The organism is Clostridium sp. KNHs214 (genome assembly GCF_000744935.1).
Classification (GTDB): Bacteria; Bacillota; Clostridia; order Clostridiales; family Clostridiaceae; genus Haloimpatiens.
This window is the reverse complement of record NZ_JQMW01000011.1, coordinates 509,742-530,986: the sequence shown is the minus strand read 5'-3', so window position 1 is coordinate 530,986 and position 21,245 is coordinate 509,742. Positions and strand designations below refer to the sequence as shown.

At 30.6% G+C, this 21,245-nt stretch carries 13 protein-coding genes, 1 pseudogene and 1 other annotated feature; of the genes and pseudogenes, 7 read left to right on the top strand and 7 right to left on the bottom strand.

Annotation, left to right across the window (positions count from 1 at the left end):
• Window position 1: 1 nt before the first annotated feature.
• Both CC89_RS11030 and CC89_RS11025 read left to right on the top strand, forming a co-directional pair.
• A complete protein-coding gene (locus CC89_RS11030) occupies window positions 2-802 on the top strand; it encodes an energy-coupling factor transporter transmembrane component T family protein (RefSeq protein ID WP_286161343.1) in 801 nt (266 codons plus the stop codon).
• Between the two features lie 46 nt (window positions 803-848).
• Window positions 849-1,574, top strand: a complete 726-nt coding sequence (locus CC89_RS11025; RefSeq protein WP_035292125.1) for an energy-coupling factor ABC transporter ATP-binding protein — start codon at window positions 849-851, stop codon at window positions 1,572-1,574.
• A 392-nt stretch (window positions 1,575-1,966) separates the two neighbouring features.
• Here CC89_RS11025 and CC89_RS11020 read toward each other — a convergent pair whose 3' ends face one another.
• Window positions 1,967-3,103 (bottom strand): PRK06851 family protein, encoded by a 1,137-nt coding sequence (locus CC89_RS11020; RefSeq protein ID WP_051931733.1) that lies wholly within the window; start codon window positions 3,101-3,103, stop codon window positions 1,967-1,969.
• A 250-nt stretch (window positions 3,104-3,353) separates the two neighbouring features.
• On the opposite strand from CC89_RS11020, the gene CC89_RS11015 reads away from it, so the two are divergent.
• Window positions 3,354-4,655 carry a M18 family aminopeptidase gene (locus tag CC89_RS11015; RefSeq protein ID WP_035292123.1) on the top strand — a complete coding sequence of 434 codons (1,302 nt, stop codon included), beginning with the start codon at window positions 3,354-3,356 and terminating at the stop codon, window positions 4,653-4,655.
• A 336-nt stretch (window positions 4,656-4,991) separates the two neighbouring features.
• Here the strand turns inward: CC89_RS11015 and CC89_RS11010 are convergent, their stop codons facing one another.
• From CC89_RS11010 to CC89_RS19575, 5 genes and pseudogenes are all read right to left on the bottom strand, one after another.
• Entirely contained in the window at window positions 4,992-5,327 is a 336-nt protein-coding gene (locus CC89_RS11010; RefSeq protein WP_081897039.1) for an AAA family ATPase, read from the bottom strand.
• A 52-nt stretch (window positions 5,328-5,379) separates the two neighbouring features.
• A pseudogene (locus CC89_RS20000) lies at window positions 5,380-5,628 on the bottom strand (CPCC family cysteine-rich protein).
• A gap of 122 nt (window positions 5,629-5,750) precedes the next feature.
• Entirely contained in the window at window positions 5,751-6,419 is a 669-nt protein-coding gene (locus CC89_RS11005) for a class I SAM-dependent methyltransferase (protein WP_051931731.1), read from the bottom strand.
• 74 nt (window positions 6,420-6,493) lie between these two features.
• Complete coding sequence (locus CC89_RS21140; RefSeq protein WP_286161342.1) at window positions 6,494-6,625, bottom strand: hypothetical protein; 132 nt, start codon at window positions 6,623-6,625, stop codon at window positions 6,494-6,496.
• A gap of 77 nt (window positions 6,626-6,702) precedes the next feature.
• The gene (locus tag CC89_RS19575) at window positions 6,703-6,939 is read right to left on the bottom strand and encodes a GNAT family N-acetyltransferase (RefSeq protein WP_051931729.1); all 237 of its coding nucleotides are present in this window, start codon (window positions 6,937-6,939) and stop codon (window positions 6,703-6,705) included.
• 884 nt (window positions 6,940-7,823) lie between these two features.
• On the opposite strand from CC89_RS19575, the gene CC89_RS10995 reads away from it, so the two are divergent.
• A complete protein-coding gene (locus CC89_RS10995; RefSeq protein ID WP_035292121.1) occupies window positions 7,824-16,394 on the top strand; it encodes a glycoside hydrolase family 94 protein in 8,571 nt (2,856 codons plus the stop codon).
• A gap of 144 nt (window positions 16,395-16,538) precedes the next feature.
• On the opposite strand, the gene CC89_RS10990 is transcribed toward CC89_RS10995, so the two are convergent.
• Window positions 16,539-16,733, bottom strand: coding sequence for a hypothetical protein (locus CC89_RS10990; RefSeq protein WP_035292119.1), 195 nt, complete (start codon window positions 16,731-16,733; stop codon window positions 16,539-16,541).
• A gap of 468 nt (window positions 16,734-17,201) precedes the next feature.
• On the opposite strand from CC89_RS10990, the gene CC89_RS10985 reads away from it, so the two are divergent.
• The 3 genes from CC89_RS10985 to CC89_RS10975 all read left to right on the top strand — a co-directional run bounded on the left by CC89_RS10985 (window position 17,202) and on the right by CC89_RS10975 (window position 21,050).
• The gene (locus tag CC89_RS10985) at window positions 17,202-17,585 is read left to right on the top strand and encodes a desulfoferrodoxin (RefSeq protein WP_035292118.1); all 384 of its coding nucleotides are present in this window, start codon (window positions 17,202-17,204) and stop codon (window positions 17,583-17,585) included.
• Window positions 17,586-17,689: 104 nt separating this feature from the next.
• Window positions 17,690-17,926, top strand: a binding site (T-box leader).
• Window positions 17,927-17,990: 64 nt separating this feature from the next.
• Window positions 17,991-18,989: a tryptophan--tRNA ligase gene (gene trpS / locus CC89_RS10980; protein ID WP_035292116.1), complete on the top strand. Its 999-nt coding sequence runs from the start codon at window positions 17,991-17,993 to the stop codon at window positions 18,987-18,989.
• A gap of 750 nt (window positions 18,990-19,739) precedes the next feature.
• Window positions 19,740-21,050: a hemolysin family protein gene (locus CC89_RS10975; RefSeq protein ID WP_035292114.1), complete on the top strand. Its 1,311-nt coding sequence runs from the start codon at window positions 19,740-19,742 to the stop codon at window positions 21,048-21,050.
• Window positions 21,051-21,245: the final 195 nt, after the last annotated feature.

Sequence of the window (21,245 nt, the reverse complement as noted above, 5' to 3'; positions counted from 1 at the left end):
ATTGGAGATTAAGGATTGGCTTTTAAATAAGGAGGATTATAAACCACCAAAAGACAAGGATGGATTTATAAATAAAACCATAATAGCAATTATTAAAATATTATCAAGGATTAAAAGAGATAAGACTTGTGGAAATGGGATGCTATATAAAATCAATCCACTGATAAAATTAATATTTACCGTATTATTTATAATTTTTTTATCTATGTCTAGAAATTTGTTTTATTTATACACTATAGGCACATATTTTTTGCTATGCTTAAGTACTTTGGATGGTGATACATTGAAAAAAATATTAGGTGTAAGTTTAATAGTGCCTATTTTTACAGTAATCATACTTATACCATCAATAATTATGGGAAATTTATATAATAGCTTAGTGCTAATTTTAAAGGTGCTTATAACGGTTGTAGCCGTTAATTTATTATCATACACTACTAAATGGCATCACATAACTAAATCTTTAAAAATGCTCTTTATTCCAGATATATTTATATTAGTTTTTGATATTACAATAAAATATATATACATATTAGGAGAGTTTTCTTTAGAAATGTTGTATGCCTTAAAACTCAGATCTATAGGTAAGAATAATAAAAAATACACGTCTATATCTAGGATTATGGGAAATTTATTTTTCAAATCAAAAACCATGGGAGAAGAAATGTATTCAGCTATGGAATGCAGAGGCTTTACTGGAGAGTATGTAAGTTATTCTAAATTTAAATTTACACTATTAGATTTAGCGTATACTTCTGTAAATATATTTATCATAGTCTTGTATTTTGTTTTATCTAAATAAAGAACTTTATCTGCAATTTAAAAATATATTATGAGGAAGTGAAAATATGATACGGCTTAATAATGTTTATTTTGCATATAAGAATAATGTGGCTCTTAGAGATATAAATATTAATATAAATGAAGGGGAAGCTGTAGCTTTAATTGGACCTAATGGCAGTGGTAAGTCCACAATGTTAAAAATTATAAATGGTATTGTAAATCCGGTACAGGGAAAGTACATATTTAATGAAGAAGAAATTACAGGAAAAAAATTAGAAAATAGTAGTTTTTCTAAAAGTTTTCATAAAAAAGTAGGATTTGTATTTCAAAACTCAGATGCGCAGCTTTTTTGTTCTACGGTTTATGAGGAGATTGCATTTGGACCAAGACAAATGGGATTGAGTGAAGATATGGTAAATTCAAGGGTTTATGATTGCATGGAACTGCTTAATATTATGGACTTAAAACATAGAGAACCCTATAATTTAAGCGGCGGAGAAAAAAAGAAGGTTGCCATAGCTAGTGTGCTTGCGTTAAATCCAGAGGTACTTGTATTAGATGAGCCTATGAATGGAATAGATCCAAAGGGAAAGAAATTTTTGAGAGATTTTTTAATAAAACTAAGGGAGTGTGGAAAAACCATAATATGCTCTACTCATGAATTCGGTTATGTAGAAGGTGTTTTTAAAAGGGCTATAGTCTTTTCAGAGGATCATAGAATTATTAAAGATGGAGATTATGAAGAAATAATAAATGATAAAAAATTCTTGGAACAAAATAATATTTTATAATTATGAAGTTGACCAATATTTAATTTCAGTTTTTAGTCTCAAATTTTTAGTTTTAGCATTCGATACCTATTAGACACATTCAAATAAATAATAAGTCAGCATGCTAGTCTATTTTGCGTCATACTGCTTCAATAGAACCCGCCGATAGTTATACTAGTGATGGAAAATACTTCCTTGTATGACACAAAATATACCAGCATATTTAACTTTTTATTTCTTTTCATGTACTTTACGCAATCCCCAATCATCAGTTTTAAAATTATTATATTTACATTTAAGGTGTTAGGGGCTGTGTAATAGGAATTAGCAATAAGTCAGTTCAGCATTTAAAAAAATAAAAATTATAAAAAGCTTTCTTGATTTAAGGCTATAATTTGTGGCTTTTATGGTCTTTAGACAAAAAATATATCACTTTTTATTTGTTTAAATGCATTATCTGCAGTATTTTTATTTTCGTATTCTAGAAATTCATTTAGGACCTTTTTATATTTTTCATTTACCTTGTCAAAATTCATTGCAGGTATATAGTAAGATTCTAACTGGTCATGCAACTCTTTTGCGCCAGAGATTATATCTAAGCCTTTATTTAAAAGAAGATAAAAAGTTTCCCTTTCATCATGTGTTTTTGAGAGATTTCTATTTAGTATATTTTGATTTTGCAGTTCATTTGTGTATATTTGTGTTCCAGAAAATTCTTTTCTATTTATTTCATTAGAGGTTAACAAGGCTATGCTTAAATCAGGAATTAGAATATGCTCAATTTCCTCAGGAATAAGGGGTTTATGAAATATTTCTACATAATGTCCCCTATTAATAGCTTCTTTACTTAAAAAGTTCAATATATCAGATTTACAGGTGCCGGGTTCGCCGTTTAATACATATATATTTTTATAATTTTCCTGCAAGTTCTCTATATAGGTGACTATTCCATTAGGAGTAAAGGCAGTGGCAAATAAGTGTCTTTCCTTTCCTAATGAGCTTACTTTAGCGTTAAAAAGCTCTCCTTTTAAGTTCTCTTTTAATATATTTAATTTTGAAAAATCCATAGCTTCTAAGTTTAAATTGCTCCAACCGTCATGTATAATTTTAGATGCTTCAATGTATTTATAAGCTCTTTTAAAGGTGTTTCCGATAGCTTTATTAATAGAAATTATTTCATTTTTATTATTTTGGAGTTTTTTTTCATTCCAGCAGTCACTTAAATTTAAAACTTCATCCACAGCGCCTGGATTTTTAGGGTCTACTACATGAGGAGCAGTGCCATCTAATATAGCAACTTTTAAAGATGGTATTAATACTGCATCTAGGGAATTATTATCTGATGAACAGTGGTGATATTCTATGTCATATCCGTTACAGTTAAAGTATTCTCCAAGTTTTTTCATCATGGAAGATTTGCCAGTTCCAGGTCCGCCCTTAATGCAAATGATTTTATTGGCTTCTTCCTGAGATAAAATATAATGGTAATAGGAATAAAAACCCTGTGATGTATTTCCGCCAGGGAATAAGTGCCTTATAGTTCCTTTCATAATAAATCACGCTCCATTAAATTACTAAAATTTTACTTAATAATATAATACTCATAATTTAGGGTTTTAATACATTTTTTATATTGTAATTGTAATTTGTAGTATATAATTGTATATTAAATATTAATACTAAATTGAAAATTTAATCATTGCCAATTGTAAAGTGAAATTTGGAGTTGGAGTATTATATATGTTATAATTAAACATGTAAATAAATCAAAATTATCATAAAATTTCGGGGGGATTAATAATGACAAAGGAATTAGAATTAGCCCAAAATCTTATAGACTTTATTTATGAAAGTCCAACAGCTTTTCATGCAGTGGAGAATGTAAAGAAAGAATTAACTGCTAATGGATTTAAGGAAATAAAGGAAAGTGAAAAATGGAATTTAGAAAAAGGCGGAAAGTACTATGTAACTAAAAATGATTCAGCTTTAACAGCCTTTGTAGTGGGAAATGGAGAAATTGAAGAAGACGGATTTAAATTAATAGGAGCTCATACAGATTCCCCAACATTTAGAATTAAGCCATCAGCAGAAATGGTTTCAGAAAAAACATATGTAAAATTAAACACTGAAGTATATGGAGGACCTATACTTAATACATGGTTAGATAGACCTCTTTCAGTGGCTGGTAGAGTAGCATTAAAGAGCGAAAATCCATTATACCCAGAAATAAGATTAGTAAACATAAAAAAACCTATACTTATAATACCTAATCTTGCAATACACATGAATCGTGAAGTAAATAGCGGTGTAGAATTAAATAAGCAAAAGGATACATTGCCATTACTATCATTAGTAAATGAAAATTTAGAAAAGGGAAATTATCTTTTAAATGCAGTAGCTAAGGAGCTAGGCGTTAAGGGTGAAGATATAATAGACTTTGATTTATTCCTATATGAATTTGAAAAAGGAAGCATAATAGGACTTAACGATGAATTCATATCCTGTGGAAGATTAGATGACCTAGCTATGGTTCATGCAGGAATAAAAGCTTTGATTAATAGTAAAACTACAAAAGGAACAAATGTAATGGTTTGTTTTGATAATGAAGAAGTAGGAAGTTCTACAAAACAAGGTGCAGATTCTCAAATGCTTGCTAATGTACTAGAAAGAATAGCATTATCTATGGGAAAAGGTAGAGAAGATTTCCTTAGAGCTTTATCAAAATCATTTATAATTTCTGGAGACTTAGCACATGCAGTTCATCCAAATGTAGGAGAAAAACATGATCCAACTAATAGACCAGTAATAAACAAAGGACCAGTAATAAAAGTAAATGCAAATCAAAGCTATACTACAGATAGTGATTCATCTGCTGTTTATGAAGTGGTATGTAAAAATGCAGGAGTGCCTTATCAAAAATTTGTTAATCGTTCAGATTCAAGAGGAGGCTCCACTATAGGACCTATATCTTCAACTCATTTAGATATAAGATCCGTAGACATGGGAACTCCAGTGCTTGCAATGCACTCTGTACGTGAATTTGGAGGAGTTCAAGATCACACTTATGTATTGAAGTCATTTGAAGAATTTTATAACATTTAAAATAAATTGTGAGGTAAGTGCCGTAAGAAAAATCTGTCTTTAAGTTCACAATAAATATATTTTTTAGACTGCTCGCAATACGCCAAGAAATTCTAATGTTTTCAAATTTGAATACCCTAAAGCTTTCAAACTCGCTTCTAACGGCGCTCAAACATGAAAGCTTCTTAACGGATATTGAAATTTGAAAACAAAGAATTTCTAAGGCTAGCTCAATAGTCTAAGAAAATATATTTATTGTTACCTTAAAGACAGATTTTTCGGTTAATGCATAGTTTATCTAGGGGAGAATACGGCCTACTAAAGGATGATCTTCCTCCACTATGTTACGGAAAATCTTTAATTAAATAAATGGGATAGCAAACAAGCTATATTTATTTCATTATTAAATTCATCAAATAAATTTTCAAATAGTTTTTTATACCATTTTGAATTTAAAATTCCTTCTAAAATTATAATATTGCAATGTTTTTTTCCGTATATTGCAAGTTCATTTAATAATTGAATGGCCTCTGTATTGGGTCCATCCTTCACAAATAGCATTTCTCTCCTAATAACATCTTGTGAAATTAGCATTGTACCATGTCCAAATTTTCTTTGTAAAGCCTTTCCCGTAGTAGTCTTGCCACTTCCGGAGTTGCCTCTTAGTAGTATTAACTTCGCTACTCTATCCATCAAATATCTCCCCATTCTAAATTAAAAATTTTTATATCCTTTAATATAATTTTCAATGAAATCGCTTAATGGATTTTGTATCAGGCTTTCTTCCACACCCAATCATACTCATTTCACAAACACTAAATTTAATAAAATTTCTTTGTGCTTGTCTTAAAGAAACAGTATTTGCACCTCCTTGAAGGTCAACTTCTTCAAATTGAAGGGGAGCATCTTCCTAGTAGCCGATAGGACATATCTCCCAACTAAATTGTTCATCTAATGTTTTATATCCACAACAAGGACAAGTAAATTTCTTCAAAATCTTATAACCGTTTTGCTTTAGATTAGTATTACCATAACTTAAGAAGAATACGCTATCCCTCAAGCTATAATTATATTACTTCAATTCTGCAAATTAGAATTTGTAGTCTTAAAAATAAGTTAATATGACCTCTTAATTAACCAAAACATCCTGTTAGTTTGGTTATATTCTGGATAATAAATTTCTTCATATTGGATTATATTAAATTCTCTTTCAAAAAAATTTTTCCATTCATCTGTTGTGTTGTTTAACAAAATTAATCCATCATCAAGTAAATTGTCTTTTATAACTTTTATATCCCATTCTATTATTTGTTCTCTTGTTATATAAGGATTTAACTTTACTAAAACTTTACCATTATCTTTTAAAACTCTTTCTACTTCTCTAATTAAAGCTTCTGCATCGTCTGGATATAAATTATCAATAATGTTAGATAAAATTACGGCATCAAAAGATGAATTGTCTATATTTTTTAATGCATCGATACTGCCTTGGACAAAATGAAATTCTCCTTTAATCATTTGTTTAGATCTTATCTGTGCACTTTCAATTCCTTTTTCTGACAAATCGATTCCTACATTATACTTTGTTCCATTTATAGCACATAAAAATATCATAGTGCCATTTCCACATCCAAAATCAAGAACATTTGTCGTCCCATTACAAATCCACTCAATTCCTTTATCTAGAGCATTATTTCCAGAACCCGACTTTATTAGAGTTTTAGGAACTTCTTTTGAAAATATATTATTCCACTTATTTAAGCATTTATCATATTTTCTATTCATATTTATTTTCCCCTTAACTTTTAATATACAAATTATTATTTCTCAATCAGTTCTATAACTTGGAATTTGTTGTTTCAAGATACTGATTCTTCACTAAAATAATCATCAGCCATTATCGCATAAATTACTTTATCAAATATGCCATTGTTGCATTTACACGCTTGTCTCAACGTTCCTTCCCACTTCATTCCGGCTTTTTTCTGCATCTTTCCAGAAGCAGGATCCTCACTTGCATGCCAAGCGTATACCCGATTAAAGCCCACCTCTTTAAAGAAAAATTCTATTATTTTTTTGTTGCTTCAGTCATAAGACCTTGGTTCCACCATGCTTGCCCAATTTCACATACCAACTCAACCTGACGTAATTCATCGTTTGGATGCATTCCAAAATATCGTCCTATCACTTCACCAGTCTCTTCAAGTTGAATTGCCCAACTATAACGATTCTTTGTTTCATATGCATCCATCCAATTATCGGTAAACATATCTGCATTCGTCATTACATCATCAATGCAGTCCATTGGTGCATAATTAGTCCATTTCTATACTTCTTTATCACTCCAACAATTATAGTAAATTTGTTTTATATCTTCTTTTTTTGAATCGTCTTAATATAAGTCGTTCTGTTTCGAGATAAACCGTTCCTTTATGTATCATACTTTTCTCCTCCAACAAAATAATATTATGTAAATAACTTGTAGTTCAAAACTGCCTGATAAATTACTATTTATTGAACCAATAATACTTGTTATATTATAATAGTTTACTATTACAAATTAACTTATTTTTCAATTATATCATACTTTTAGAAATGATTATCATAAAAATGTTTGCAATCTTATTATTTATTCTATACTTAAAGTGGCATGCGCTATTATAATTATTCAATATTATTAGTAACCAGGAATTAGAGGCTACGAACGGCTCCGCCTAAAAAATATTATGAGCCCTTTTTTATAAATTAAAGATTTTCCATAGCAAAGCGGAGGAAAATCCTCCTTTAGTAGGTTGTTCTCTCCCCGTGACGATATACGAATGACCTGAAAAATCTGTCTTTAAGGTAACAATAAATATATTTTTTAAGACTATTGAGCTAGGCTTAGAAATTCTTTGTTTTCAAATTTCAATACCCGTTAAGAAGCTTTCATGTTTGAGCGCCGTCAGAAGCGAGTTTGAAAGCCTTAGGGTATTGAAATTTGAAAACATTAGAATTTCTTGGCGTATTGCGAACAGTCTAAAAAAATATATTTATTGTGGACTTAAAGACAAATTTATCTTATTGCACTTACGTCATAATTTTCTTATGTTTTGAATTAATTCAGTTAATTTTGGAAATAATACATTAAGGTCCCTTAAAAGCAAAACCTTATTTCCATAGCAAATTAACTGAGAGGTGAATAGATACATGGATTACTTTTATACAGTGATAGTTACAATAATTTCTATAGCTCTTATAGCTTTTTTTAGGTATATGTTAACTAAAAGAAGAGCTAAAGAAGAAGAATCACCAATAGATGCAGTGCCTAAAATAATTGTTAATATAGAGGATTTAGAAAAGCATGCAGAAGAAATATCTAGAGAGTATTCTTCCGTGGATAAAAAGGGATATAATAAAACTTTAATAGAAAGTTTAGATAGAAGTTTTAATAATATAGTAGAAGCTCATGAAAAGATAGAAATGCATCAAAAGAATAGCAGTGATAGACTTTATGCAGCGGAATGGATTTTGGACAACATGTTTTTAATTCAAAAGGAATATAAATATGTAAAAAATAATGTACCCAAAAAAAATTATAGAAATTTACCTATTTTGACCAAGGGTATAATGAAAGACTATCCTAGGGTTTATCATATAGCTGTGGAAATTGTGTCTCATACAGATGGGCGAATAGATGAAGAAATTATAGAAATATTTGTAAGGGCATATGAGAGAAATACTGTGCTTAGCAGTAAGGAATTATGGATGCTTCCAGTAATGCTTAGAATAGCTCTAATTCAAAATATAAGCAATGTGGCTAAAAATATACTCTTTGCTCAAGAAGAAAAAATAAAAGGGGATTTAATAGCTGAAAGAATAATAGATGCTTGCCATAGTTCTAATTGTGAACAGGAATTAGAGGATATTTTTAAGGGAGAAATAGAATTTACTTATTTTTTTGGTGAAAGGTTATTTAAAATACTAAAAGACAATGGTATTGAAAATAACAAGATTTATAACTGGATAAATGATAATTTAGAAATGAGAGAAATTAATTACCAAAAATTAATTATAGAAGAGCATAAAAAAGAAGCAGCTATGCAGTTATCCATGGGTAATTCCATAAATAGCATAAGAACTTTAGATGGTATTAACTGGAGAAAGTACTTTAAGAAGCTTAGCTATGTGGAAAGTTTACTTATGAAAGATCCTATAGAAGTGTATCCTAATATGGATTTTGACTCTCAAGATTATTACAGATATAATATTGAAAAACTATCTAAAAAGTTTAATTTGCCTGAATCATTTATAGTTAAAAAAGCCTTAGAATGTGCCCAGGAGTGTGATGCACAGAAGTGCTATGAAACCCATGAAGAATATAAAAGACATGTAGGTTATTATTTAATAGATGATGGAGTTAAATGTTTAATAAAAAAGCTTAATTTAAAGGAAAAGCCTATAGAGAGGATATTTCGTAATTTAAATGATAAAAAAGTTGCATTATATATAGGAAGTATAGTATTTGGAACTATTTTAGTTATGTCTATATTTATTTCTTTAAGCCTTAGAAATGATAGAAATATATTTCTTTGGAAATATATTTTAGCATTTATTATACTAATAGTGCCTTGCAGTGAGATAGTGATTTCTATTTTAAATTGGAGTATTAACTATTTGTCAACGCCTAGATTTATACCTAAGATGGAACTTAAAGATGGAATAGACAAAAAAAACAGCACTGTGGTTATAATTCCTACCATAGTAAACAATAAGAAAAGAGCTAAAGAATTAGTAGAACATATGGAGATATATTATTTAGCTAATAAGTTAGATAATCTGTATTTTGCATTATTAGGAGATTTAAAGGATAGCCAAAAGGAAAAAGAAGAGGAAGATGAAGAAATAATAAAATTCACACTAGATGAGGTGAAAAAACTTAATAAAAGTTATTGTACTGGTAAGGGGGATATATTTTATTATTTTTGTAGACCTAGAAAATACAATGAAAAAGAAGGAAAATGGCTGGCTTGGGAGAGAAAACGTGGAAAAATAATGGAATTTAATAATCTCTTAAGGGGAGAAGAAAATACCAGCTTTAATTTTATAAGTGGAAATATAGAACAACTAAAAGAATGTAAATACGTAATAACATTAGATGCAGATACAAAATTGCCTAGAAATGCTGCAAAAAAATTAATAGGAGCTATGACACATGTGCTTAATGAACCTGTCATTGACCAGAAGAAAAAAAGTGTGGTAAGAGGCTATGGACTTTTACAACCTAGAATAAGTGTAGATGTTATAAGTGCTAATAAAACGCTTTATTCAAAGATATTCTCTGGAGAAGTGGGCATCGACGTGTACACAAAAGCTATATCTGATGTATATCAAGACTTGTTTGGAGAAGGTATATTTACTGGAAAAGGCATATATAATATAGACGTTTTTAACCATATGTTAAAGGATAAGATACCGGAAAATGCGGTTTTGAGCCATGATCTTTTGGAAGGTTCTTATGTTAAAGCGGGATTAGTTACGGATATAGAGCTTATAGATGGTTATCCTGCTTATTATAATTCCAGCAGTAAAAGACTTCATAGATGGGCAAGAGGAGACTGGCAGTTACTTCCATGGGTGTTTAAAGGCAATGGGTTAAATGCTTTATCTAGATGGAAACTTATAGATAATTTAAGAAGAAGTTTATTAGCGCCTTCTATAATGTTATTGGTAGCCTTATCATTTAATGTGCTTCCTGATGGCACTGATAAGTGGATAGTAGCAGCTATATTAGCTAGTATAAGTCCTATTTTATTTGACGTTACCGAATTTGTAACATCACCTATAAAAGGTATAAGTTTATCTGGAAGAATATCTAGCATAAAAACTGTTTTTTATCAAGTGTTTTTAATATTATGTTTTATTCCATATCAAGCTTGCCTGATGGTAGATGCCATAATTAAAACACTATATAGATTAGTCATAAGTAAAAAAAATTTATTAGAATGGCAAACTGCTGAAGATGCAGAGAGAAAATCGGGTAAGACATTAACAAGCTATATAAGTTTTATGTGGAAGGGAAGTTTTCTAGTTAGTGTTATATGTGTATTGGCATTTCTTAAATCTACTGATGCAGGCATAGCTATTCTTCCTTTTACTATGGTATGGTTTTTAAGTCCTGCCATAGCATATTACATAAGTAAAGATATTAAAATAGAGGAAGAAAAGTTGGAAGAACATGAAATAAGGTATATAAGAAGCATATCCAGAAGAACCTGGGCTTATTTTGAGGATTTTGTAAATGATAAAAATAACTGGCTTGCTCCAGATAATTATCAGGAATATCCTCATAGGGGAGTAGCGCCAAGAACATCTCCTACTAATTTAGGCATGGGATTAATATCAAATATCGTGGCCTATGACTTAGGATATATAGGTATTCTTCAGTTGATTTATAGAATGAAAAATTCAATGGAAGGCATGAATAAGCTAGAAAAGTTAAGAGGACATTTTTATAATTGGTATAACACTAAAGCAGGGAAACCTTTGAATCCAAAATATATATCCACAGTTGATAGTGGCAATCTTGTGGGTTATCTGTGGGTAATTCAGGAAGCTCTTAAAGAATATGTGGATAATTTTAAGAATTCAGATAATTTAGATAGATATATTAAAGGATTAGAGGATACTGCTTTACTAGCCGAAGAGGAAATAGCAGAAAAAACAGGAGAAAAAAATTACTATAATGATATATTTAAGGTATATACAAGCCAAAAAATAAATGCAAGTAAGTTTATAGAATTATTGGAAGTTTTAAAGGCTAAATGTGAAAAGATAAATTCGGAGGACAATTTATATTGGAACAATAAATTAAAGATTTCTATGGAGATGTTTAATATAGAAGTAAGAAAGCTATTTTTGGAAGGTGAACAGAATAAAATAAAGCAGTTGGAAGGAAAACAAATTTCTCAGGAGCAAGGAGAAGGTCAAGGAAGCATTGAAAAAACAGTAGAAAGCAAACAAACTACTCAGGAGCAGGTAAAAGAAGATATAGAAGATTTGATAGAACAAATAAACCATATAGCGGAAAATACAGACTTCACTATGGTATTTCATAAAAATAGGGAACTTTTCTCCATAGGTTATGATGTAGAAAAGAATAGTATAGGAAATAGTTATTATGATCTATTGGCTTCTGAGGCTAGGCAGGCTACTTTTGTAGCTATAGCAAAGGGAGATATTAGTGAAGTAGTTTGGTTTAAACTAGGAAGGGCTCTTACCAAAATAAAAGGTAACAGAGCTTTAGTTTCTTGGAGTGGAACCATGTTTGAATATTTTATGCCTCTTTTAATAATGAGAGATTATAAAGATACGCTACTTCATGAGACCTACAATGCTGTACTTCAAGGGCAAATAAACTATGCATCTTCTAAGGGAGTGCCTTGGGGAATATCTGAGTCTGCTTTTTATTATTTCGATAGAGATATGAATTATCAGTATAAGGCTTTTGGAGTGCCAGGTATAGGTGTAAAGCGTGGATTAGCAGATGAACTAGTGGTATCACCGTATTCCACAGTACTGGCTATGCAGGTAGATAAAAAGGGATCCATAGCTAATTTACATGCTTTAGAAAAGTTGGGTGCTCTAGGTAAATATGGATTTTACGAAGCTATAGATTATACAAAAAATAGATTAAAAGGTAAGGATAGTAGAGTAGTAAAATGCTTTATGGTACACCATGAAGGCATGAGTTTCATGGCATTAGATAATGTATTAAATGGTAGTATACTTCAAAAAAGATTTCACAATATACCTAGAGTTAAAGCTGCGGAGCTATTATTGCAGGAAAGAATACCAAAGGCAATAGTATATGATAGAGAAGAAAACTATTCCAAAAAAGAAAAAAATGAAACTGAAAAGAGAAACATTATAGTTAGACAATATCATTCTGCTAAAACAGCCATTCCTAGAGTGCATTTATTATCTAATGGAGAGTATAGCTTAATGATTTCTAATAGCGGAAGTGGATATTCTAAAAAGGGAGATATGCATGTATATAGGTGGAGGGAAGATGTAACCTTAGATGACAAGGGAATGTTTTTTTACATTAAGGACCTTAAGGATAATCATTATTATAGTGCTACTTATGAACCTTGTAAAAACCAGGGAGAAGATTATCAGGTTTTATTTTCTTTAGATAGAGTGGGTTTTAAAAGAAAAGATGGGGATTTAACTACTTTTACAGAAATAATAGTTTCTGGGGAAAATAATGGAGAGATAAGAAAAATAGCCATAACTAATAATAGTGCTGAGGAGAAAGTTTTAGAGGTAACTAGCTATTGTGAGGTAACTTTAAATAATTACAGTAGTGATTTGGTACATCCAGCATTTCAAAATTTATTTATACAGACAGAATACAATGAGGAAAGAGAATGTATAATTGCCACAAGACGTGGAAGAAAGAAAGAAGAAAAAAAACCTTGGCTTATGCAGGTATCTACAGTCAAAGGTCAGTCAGTAGCGGCGGTGCAATATGAAACCAGCAGAGCTAATTTTATTGGCAGAGGGAGAGACCTTAAAAATCCTATATGTATGGATAATGATACTCCTCTTAAAAATACAGTAGGCACAGTTTTAGACCCAATAATAGCTATAAGAAGAAAAATAAAAATACAGCCAGGAAGTAACTGTGAGGTAATTTACACTACTGTTTTAGGAGATTCTAAGGAAGAATTAATAGAACTTGCTAAGAAGTACAGTGAATATGGAAACATAGAGAGAAACTTTACATTAGCTTGGACTGAAGCACAACTAAATATGAAGTACTTAGGAATAAAATCTTCTCAGGCCAACTTATATCAATCAGGAGCTGCTAATATAATATTTACTAATTTATCCCATAAAGGAAGACAACAGTGGATTAAAAACATTAAAAGCTCCCAAAAGGATTTATGGAAGTATGGTATATCTGGAGATTTACCTATAGTGCTCCTTATCTGCAGAGAAAAGAAACATATTGATTCTGTAAGGCAAGTTATAAAAGCTCATGAATATTGGAATTCTAAGGGACTTACAGTGGATTTAGTAATATTAAATGAGGAAGAAGTTTCGTATATGGAGCCAATTCAAAACTTAATAAGAGAACTTATTTTAGGAAGTCCTTTAAGAGAGAAACAAAATAGAAATGGAGGAGTGTTTCTATTAAATAGGGCTTCTATGGAACAGGAGGATATTAATTTTATAAAAGCAATTGCTAGAATAGTTATAGATGGAGAAAAGAATTCATTTATAAATTGCATGAAGGATGGAGAAGAGCAGTACAGGGAAGAGGCAACATTACAGGTAGCACATAAAGATTATAATATACAAGAATATAAGTATGAAGTGGGAGAATTGCAGTATTTTAATGGCTATGGAGGGTTTTCGCCACAGGGACATAAGTATATTATTATTTTAAAGGATAGCAAGGACACTCCAGCTCCATGGATAAATGTAATAAGCAATAAATGGTTTGGATTTCATGTATCAGAAAGAGGAAGCTGTTATACTTGGTGTTTAAATAGCAGAGAAAATAAAATAACCACTTGGTCCAATGATCCAGTGATAGACCCTAGTGATGAAGTGATTTACTTAAGAGATGAATTTACTGGAGAGTTATGGAATGTGACCCCTTCACCTATAAGGCATAAGAAAGAGTACGTTATAGAGCATGGCTTTGGATATTCTACTTTTACTCATGCATATAATGGTATACTGGGAAAACTAACAATGTTTGTACCTATAGACCAAAAAGTAAAGGTATGTAATCTTACCCTTAAAAATTTATCTTCAGAATCAAGAGAAATATCTGTTACCTATTATTCAAGATTGGTTTTAGGAGTAGCACCGCAGCAGACGGCAGCATATATATCCACTTATTTTAATGAAGAGAAAGGTTATATATATGGAAGTAACCCTTATAATGAAAGCTTTGGAAATCTAAAGGCCTACTTAAAAGTTATAGGAGGAAAAGAAGAGAGTTATACAGGAGATAGAAAAGAATTTATAGGAAGAGGTGGAGATTATAAGTCGCCAAAAGCATTGCAAAACAGGAAGCTTTCCAATACAGTAGGTGCAGGTATGGACCCTTGTCTAACTTATAGTTCTAAAGTACATTTAGAGCCTAATGAGGAAAAAATATTAGTGATTTTATTAGGACAGGAAGAGGATATAAGTACCATAAACAAAATAGTTTCGTCCTATGAAGATGTAAATTATTCTTTCAATAAATTAGAAGAAGCTAAGAATTATTGGAGAGATATTCTGGGAACCATAAGGGTTAAAACACCAGAGCCTACCTTTGATATTATGATAAATGGTTGGCTTGTTTACCAAACTATAGCTTGTAGAATATGGGCAAGAACTGCATTTTATCAATCAGGAGGCGCCTTTGGATTTAGGGATCAATTGCAGGATGTTATGCCATTAGCTTATTTGGATAGCAGTTTTACAAAAGAACAAATTCTATATGCTGCATCTAGACAATATTTAGAGGGAGATGTGCAGCATTGGTGGCATCCTATTGTAGATAGTGGTATAAGAACTAGATTTTCTGATGATTTATTGTGGCTGCCTTATGTAACGGCAGATTATATTAAAAACACTGGAGATTACAATATTTTACAGGACGAGGTGTCCTATCTAGAAGATGAGCCTTTAAAAGAAGGGGAAGATGAAAGATATAATATATCTAGAGTATCTAAAGAAAAGGGAAGTATATATGAACATTGTATAAGAGCTATTGATAAATCCTTAAAATTTGGAGTTCACAACATACCTTTAATGGGCAGTGGCGATTGGAATGACGGTATGAGTACTGTAGGTAATGAAGGTAAAGGTGAAAGTGTATGGCTTGGATGGTTTTTATACAGTATATTGGATAACTTTGTTAAGCTATGTACAGTTATGGATGATAAAGAGAGAAAGGATAAGTATGAGGAATATAAAGAGTTTATAAAAGAAAACTTAGAAAAAAATGCTTGGGACGGAAAGTGGTATAGAAGAGCTTATTTTGATGATGAAACTCCACTGGGTTCTAGAGAAAACGAAGAGTGTCAAATAGATTCCTTAGCTCAATCCTGGGCTGTAATTTCAGGAGCAGGAGACAAAGATAGAGTAAAAGAGGCCATGAAGTCCTTAGATAAATATTTAGTAAAAGAGAATAAAGGCATGGTACTTTTATTAACGCCTCCTTTTTATAAGTCTAACTTAGAACCTGGATATATAAAGGGATATGTGCCGGGAGTAAGGGAAAATGGAGGTCAATACACCCATTCAGTTACCTGGGTAATAAAAGCTTATGCAAAAATGGGCAAGGGGGATAAAGCTTTAAGAATATACAACATGATAAATCCTATAAATCACACTAGATCCTATCTAGAGTGTGAAACCTTTAAAACAGAGCCTTATGTAATGACCGCTGACGTTTATGGTAAAGAACCTCATGAAGGAAGAGGCGGTTGGAGTTGGTATACGGGAACTTCTTCTTGGATGTATAGAGTGGCTGTAGAGGATATACTTGGTATTAAATTAAAGGGAGAAAAGGGTTTTACTATAGAACCTTGCATTCCGAATGCTTGGAAGGAGTACTCTATTACCTATAGAAGGAATAATGCTCTATACAATATAAAAGTTTTAAGGGGAAACAAAAAAGAAGTAAAATTAGATGGAAGAGTTTTAGAAGATTTAATAATACCCTACCTAGATAAGGGAGAATACAGTGTAGAAGTTTTAATAATGTAGGCAATAAAATATTATGGCAATATGTAAAGTTTCATTATAGTATGAGGAAAGAAAAGGCCATATTGATGAATAATAAGTTCTAGTTGTCTACAAAAATTATAAGCTTCTTAGAATTAAAGTTCCTAAGAAGCTTATAATTGTGTTTTAAATATCCTCTCCATCATTATAGGTATAATCAAATTCTGGATAGGATATATTATTAACTATAATATTATCTGTAATATTATCTGGTAATTCTACACAGTCCTTTTTAGAACAAGAGGTTACCTTTTTAGGTTCTTCTTCTAAGTAGTCTCTTTTATTAGGGCTATAGGGAATTTTATTATTTTTGTTTTTCATTAATTGCTCACTTCCTTCCTCTATATAACTATGTATAGTATGTGAAATTTTAAAGTTAAATAAACAAAGTTTTTCGTGCTATAGGGGGTATTATATTGAGGCACATATAATAAGCTTTTACGAGTTAATAAATATAACTTAATTTTCGTACATAAATTTGAATTTTTTGAATTTATATTTTATCAAAACTCTTAAAAGAGTTTTACATTTAAATTTTCAATTTTTATTTTATAATTGCCAAAGTTGAATAAATATAATTTATAGAGATTTATAATTTGCAAAGAGTTTCAAAGGTTTATAAGTATTTACAGAGGAATAAAAAGAATTCTAAATTGTGTTAGAAAATTAAATAAATTTAGAAGGATTTTAACTATTTATATAGAAATAAAACAATAGGCATTATTAATAAATGTTAAATAATAAGTATTATTTATAAATAATAATATATTATAATGAGGAGGGATTTTAGTGACAGAATTAAAGCAAGTTTATAAATGCGAAATATGCGGAAATATAGTAGAGGTAGTGAACAAGGGCGCTGGCACATTAGTTTGTTGCGGCAAGCCAATGACATTGAAAAAAGAAAATACTACTGACGCAGCAACAGAAAAGCATGTACCAGTTATAGAAAAAGTAGAGGATGGCATATTAGTAAAGGTTGGAGAAGTTGCTCATCCAATGACACCCGAACATTATATTCAATGGATAGAACTTCATACAGATGATAGAGTGTATAGAAAATTCTTAACTCCAGAGGATAAGCCAGAAGCATTGTTTAAAGTAAATGAAGAAATAAAATATGCTAGAGAATATTGTAACTTACATGGCCTTTGGAAAGGCGAAAATAAATAATTTTATAGTGTGGGAATAGAAATTTAAATAGTATAGGAATAGAAAATTAAGTGTTGACAAAAGCATAAACTAGGAATATCATAATAAATAATTAACAATATATAATATAATCTTTGAAGAGAAGCAAGTAGGTTTAAAAACAGGTTTTCAGAGAACTGTAGATGGTGTGATTACAGTAGCTATGATTAAACTGAATGGGTCTCGGAGATTCGGGATGAATTTCAGTAGTTCTTGACGTAAGCCTTACGTTATAGAGGCAGGATATTATTATGTATCTTTTAAAGGAGAACTATATTATAGTTTCTCAAAGTTAGGTGGCACCACGTATATACGTCCTATGGATTTATCCATAGGACTTTATTTTTTATAAAAAAACTTATTTAGAGTTATTTAGGAGGCAAGAAGATGGGAGATAAGAAAGTAATATTTAGTGGAATTCAACCCTCAGGAGATTTAACTTTAGGCAACTATTTAGGAGCTATAAAAAATTGGGTTAAATTGCAGGATGAATATGATTGTTATTTTTGTGTTGTAGATTTACATGCTATAACTGTAAAACAAGAGCCAAAAGATTTAAGAAGAAGAACTTTGGAATTGTTATCTATATATATTGCATCAGGAATAGTTCCAGAAAAAAATACTATGTTCATACAATCACATGTGCCACAGCATTCAGAAGCAGCATGGCTTTTAAATTGCTTCACCTATATGGGGGAGCTATCAAGAATGACTCAATTTAAAGACAAATCAGCTCGAGCAGGGGCAAGTGTAGTAGCAGGACTTTTAAATTACCCTGTGCTTATGGCAGCAGACATACTTCTATATGGAACAGATTTAGTTCCAGTAGGTAGAGACCAGAAACAGCATTTAGAGATTACAAGGGATATTGCAGAAAGATTTAATGGTTTATACAGTCCTACATTCACTATACCAGAACCGTATATACCAGAAGCTGGCGCAAAAATAATGGATTTACAAGATCCTTCAAAGAAGATGTCTAAATCTGCAGATAATCCTAATGGATTCATACTAATAATGGATCCACCAGAGGTAATAAAGAAAAAAATAAATAGATCTGTAACAGACAGCTTAGGAATTGTAAAATATACAGATGATCAGCCAGGAGTTAAAAATTTAATAAATATACTAAGTGTAATAAAAGGCATAACCCCAATGGAAATAGAAAATTACTACCAAGGTAAAGGCTATGCAAAATTTAAAAATGATGTGGCAGAAGCGATAATAGGCGAATTAAGTCCAATACAAGAAAAAGTAAAAGAACTAATAAATAATAAAGAGTATCTTCAAGGTATATACAAAAGCGGTGCAGAAAAAGCTAGATATGTAGCTAATAAAACTTTAAGAAAAATGAAGAAGAAAATAGGATTCATTCCAGAAGAATAAATTTCAAGTAAGTTCCGTAGGAAAAAACTGCCTTTAATTCCGTGATAAAATTGAAATTTTGGACTGTGAACAATACGCTAAGAACTTCTAAATGTTTTGAAATTTAAATTCCCTAAAGCTTTCAAACTCACTCGTTCCTCGTTCAAACATGAAAGCTTCTTAACGGGTCTTTAAATTTCAAAACATAAGAAGTTCTAAAGCTAGTTCAATAGCCCTAAATTTCAATTTTATCACTCCATTAAAGGCAGTTTTTTCAGTTACAGAGTAATTGCTTCGTGGGTGGGAGACATCCTACTGAAGGAGGATTTTCCTCCACTGCGTTATGGAAAATCTTTAATTTATAAAAAAGAAAGGGCTCATAATATTTTTTTAGGCGAAGCTTTTCGTTTAATCTACAAATCCAGTTACTAATAATATTTTGACGTAAGGTACTGGTTTGTATAAATCTTAGCTTTAATATTTAGGTTACCGGTCGCTAATAAAAGATCTAAGTTACGCTAGTAAAGCTAGAGTGCTAGTGTGCTAGGGGCCATATTAGGGTGCTAGAGTGCCAGAGTGCTAGGGGTCTAGTTAAGGTGGATTTTTCGCTAGACGAAAAATTTTTTAATTAAAAAGTGGGCAGGAAAAGCGAAGCTTTCCTGCCCACTAGCTCACTGATTTCGCTCTCTTAATTTTCTTACGGTTAGCATGAAAAAATAAAATAATGGGATAATAATAACTATAGAGACTTGTTTTAAGGGGGAAATATTTATGGATTCTTCTGCAGATAACTTATTTCTGAAGATATTTATTATACTAATATTAGTGTTAATTAATGCATTTTTTGCTGCGGCAGAAATGGCCATTGTGTCTTTAAATAAAAATAGGGTTAATATGTTAGCAGAAGAAGGAGACGAAAAAGCAGTGCTTTTAAACAGGCTCACAGAAGAACCTAGTAAGTTTTTAGCTACCATTCAAGTAGGAATTACTTTAGCAGGATTTTTCGCTAGTGCTTCTGCGGCTACCAGTATATCTTTAAGGATGGCACATTTTTTAAGAAAATTTAATATTCCATATAGTCCTCAAATTAGTATTATAATAGTTACTATTATATTGTCATATATTACTTTGGTATTTGGAGAATTAATTCCTAAAAGAATTGCTCTTCAAAAGTCACAGGTTATAGCTATGTTTGCAGTAAAACCTATTATATTTATATCTAAAATAACTTCTCCTTTTGTAAGATTGTTGTCTAGCTCTACTAACGCACTAGTGAGATTATTTGGATTTAGCACAGATAATCTGGAAGAAAAGGTATCCATAGAAGAAATAAAATCTCTAATAGATGTAGGCGAGGAACATGGGATAATAAATAGTACAGAGAGAGAAATGATAAATGGTATATTTGGATTTGATGATAAATTAGCTAAGGAAATAATGACGCCTAGGACGGAGGTGTTTTCTATAAATCTAGATGCACCTATGCAAGAAAGTATACAGAAAATAGTAGAAGAAAAATATTCTAGAGTTCCAGTTTATGAGGAGGATACAGATAATATTATAGGGATTCTTTATACTAAAGATTTGTTTGCTTATATAAATAAAAATGAGAAAATAACTGTAGACTATATAATAAGCATATTGAGACCTGCTTATTTTGTTCCAGAAACAAAAAATATAGATCATCTATTTAAGGAACTACAAAGTACAAAAAATCACATGGCTATTTTAATTGATGAATATGGAGGATTTTCTGGTATCGTTACCATGGAGGATTTAATAGAGGAGGTTATGGGAAATATATTAGATGAATACGATGATAGGGAGCCAGGAATAAGGAAAATAGATACTAATACCTATTTAGTAGATGGCCTGCTTTCTATAGATGAGGTAGATGAATACCTAGATTTACATTTAAAATCTAATAATTCAGATACCATAGGTGGGTTTGTAATAGATTTATTAGGGTATATTCCCACTGATAACGAAGAAAGAACAGTAGAATTTGAAAATATAGTATTTAAGGTAGAAAAAGTGGATGAAAAGAGAATAGAAATATTAAAAATGTATATAAATACATAAATCAGCTGGCGTTATTTATTAAAATGAGTTAAATCTATTGCTATTATTAATTGACGGTGTAAATGTAAACATTAATTTATATCAATAAGTCCCCATATTAAGCTCTATAATATGGGGATTTTAAAATGTTTAAAAAAATTACAAATGAAAATGTATACAAATGAAATTGATTTACGCCAATATTATTTTGTATGA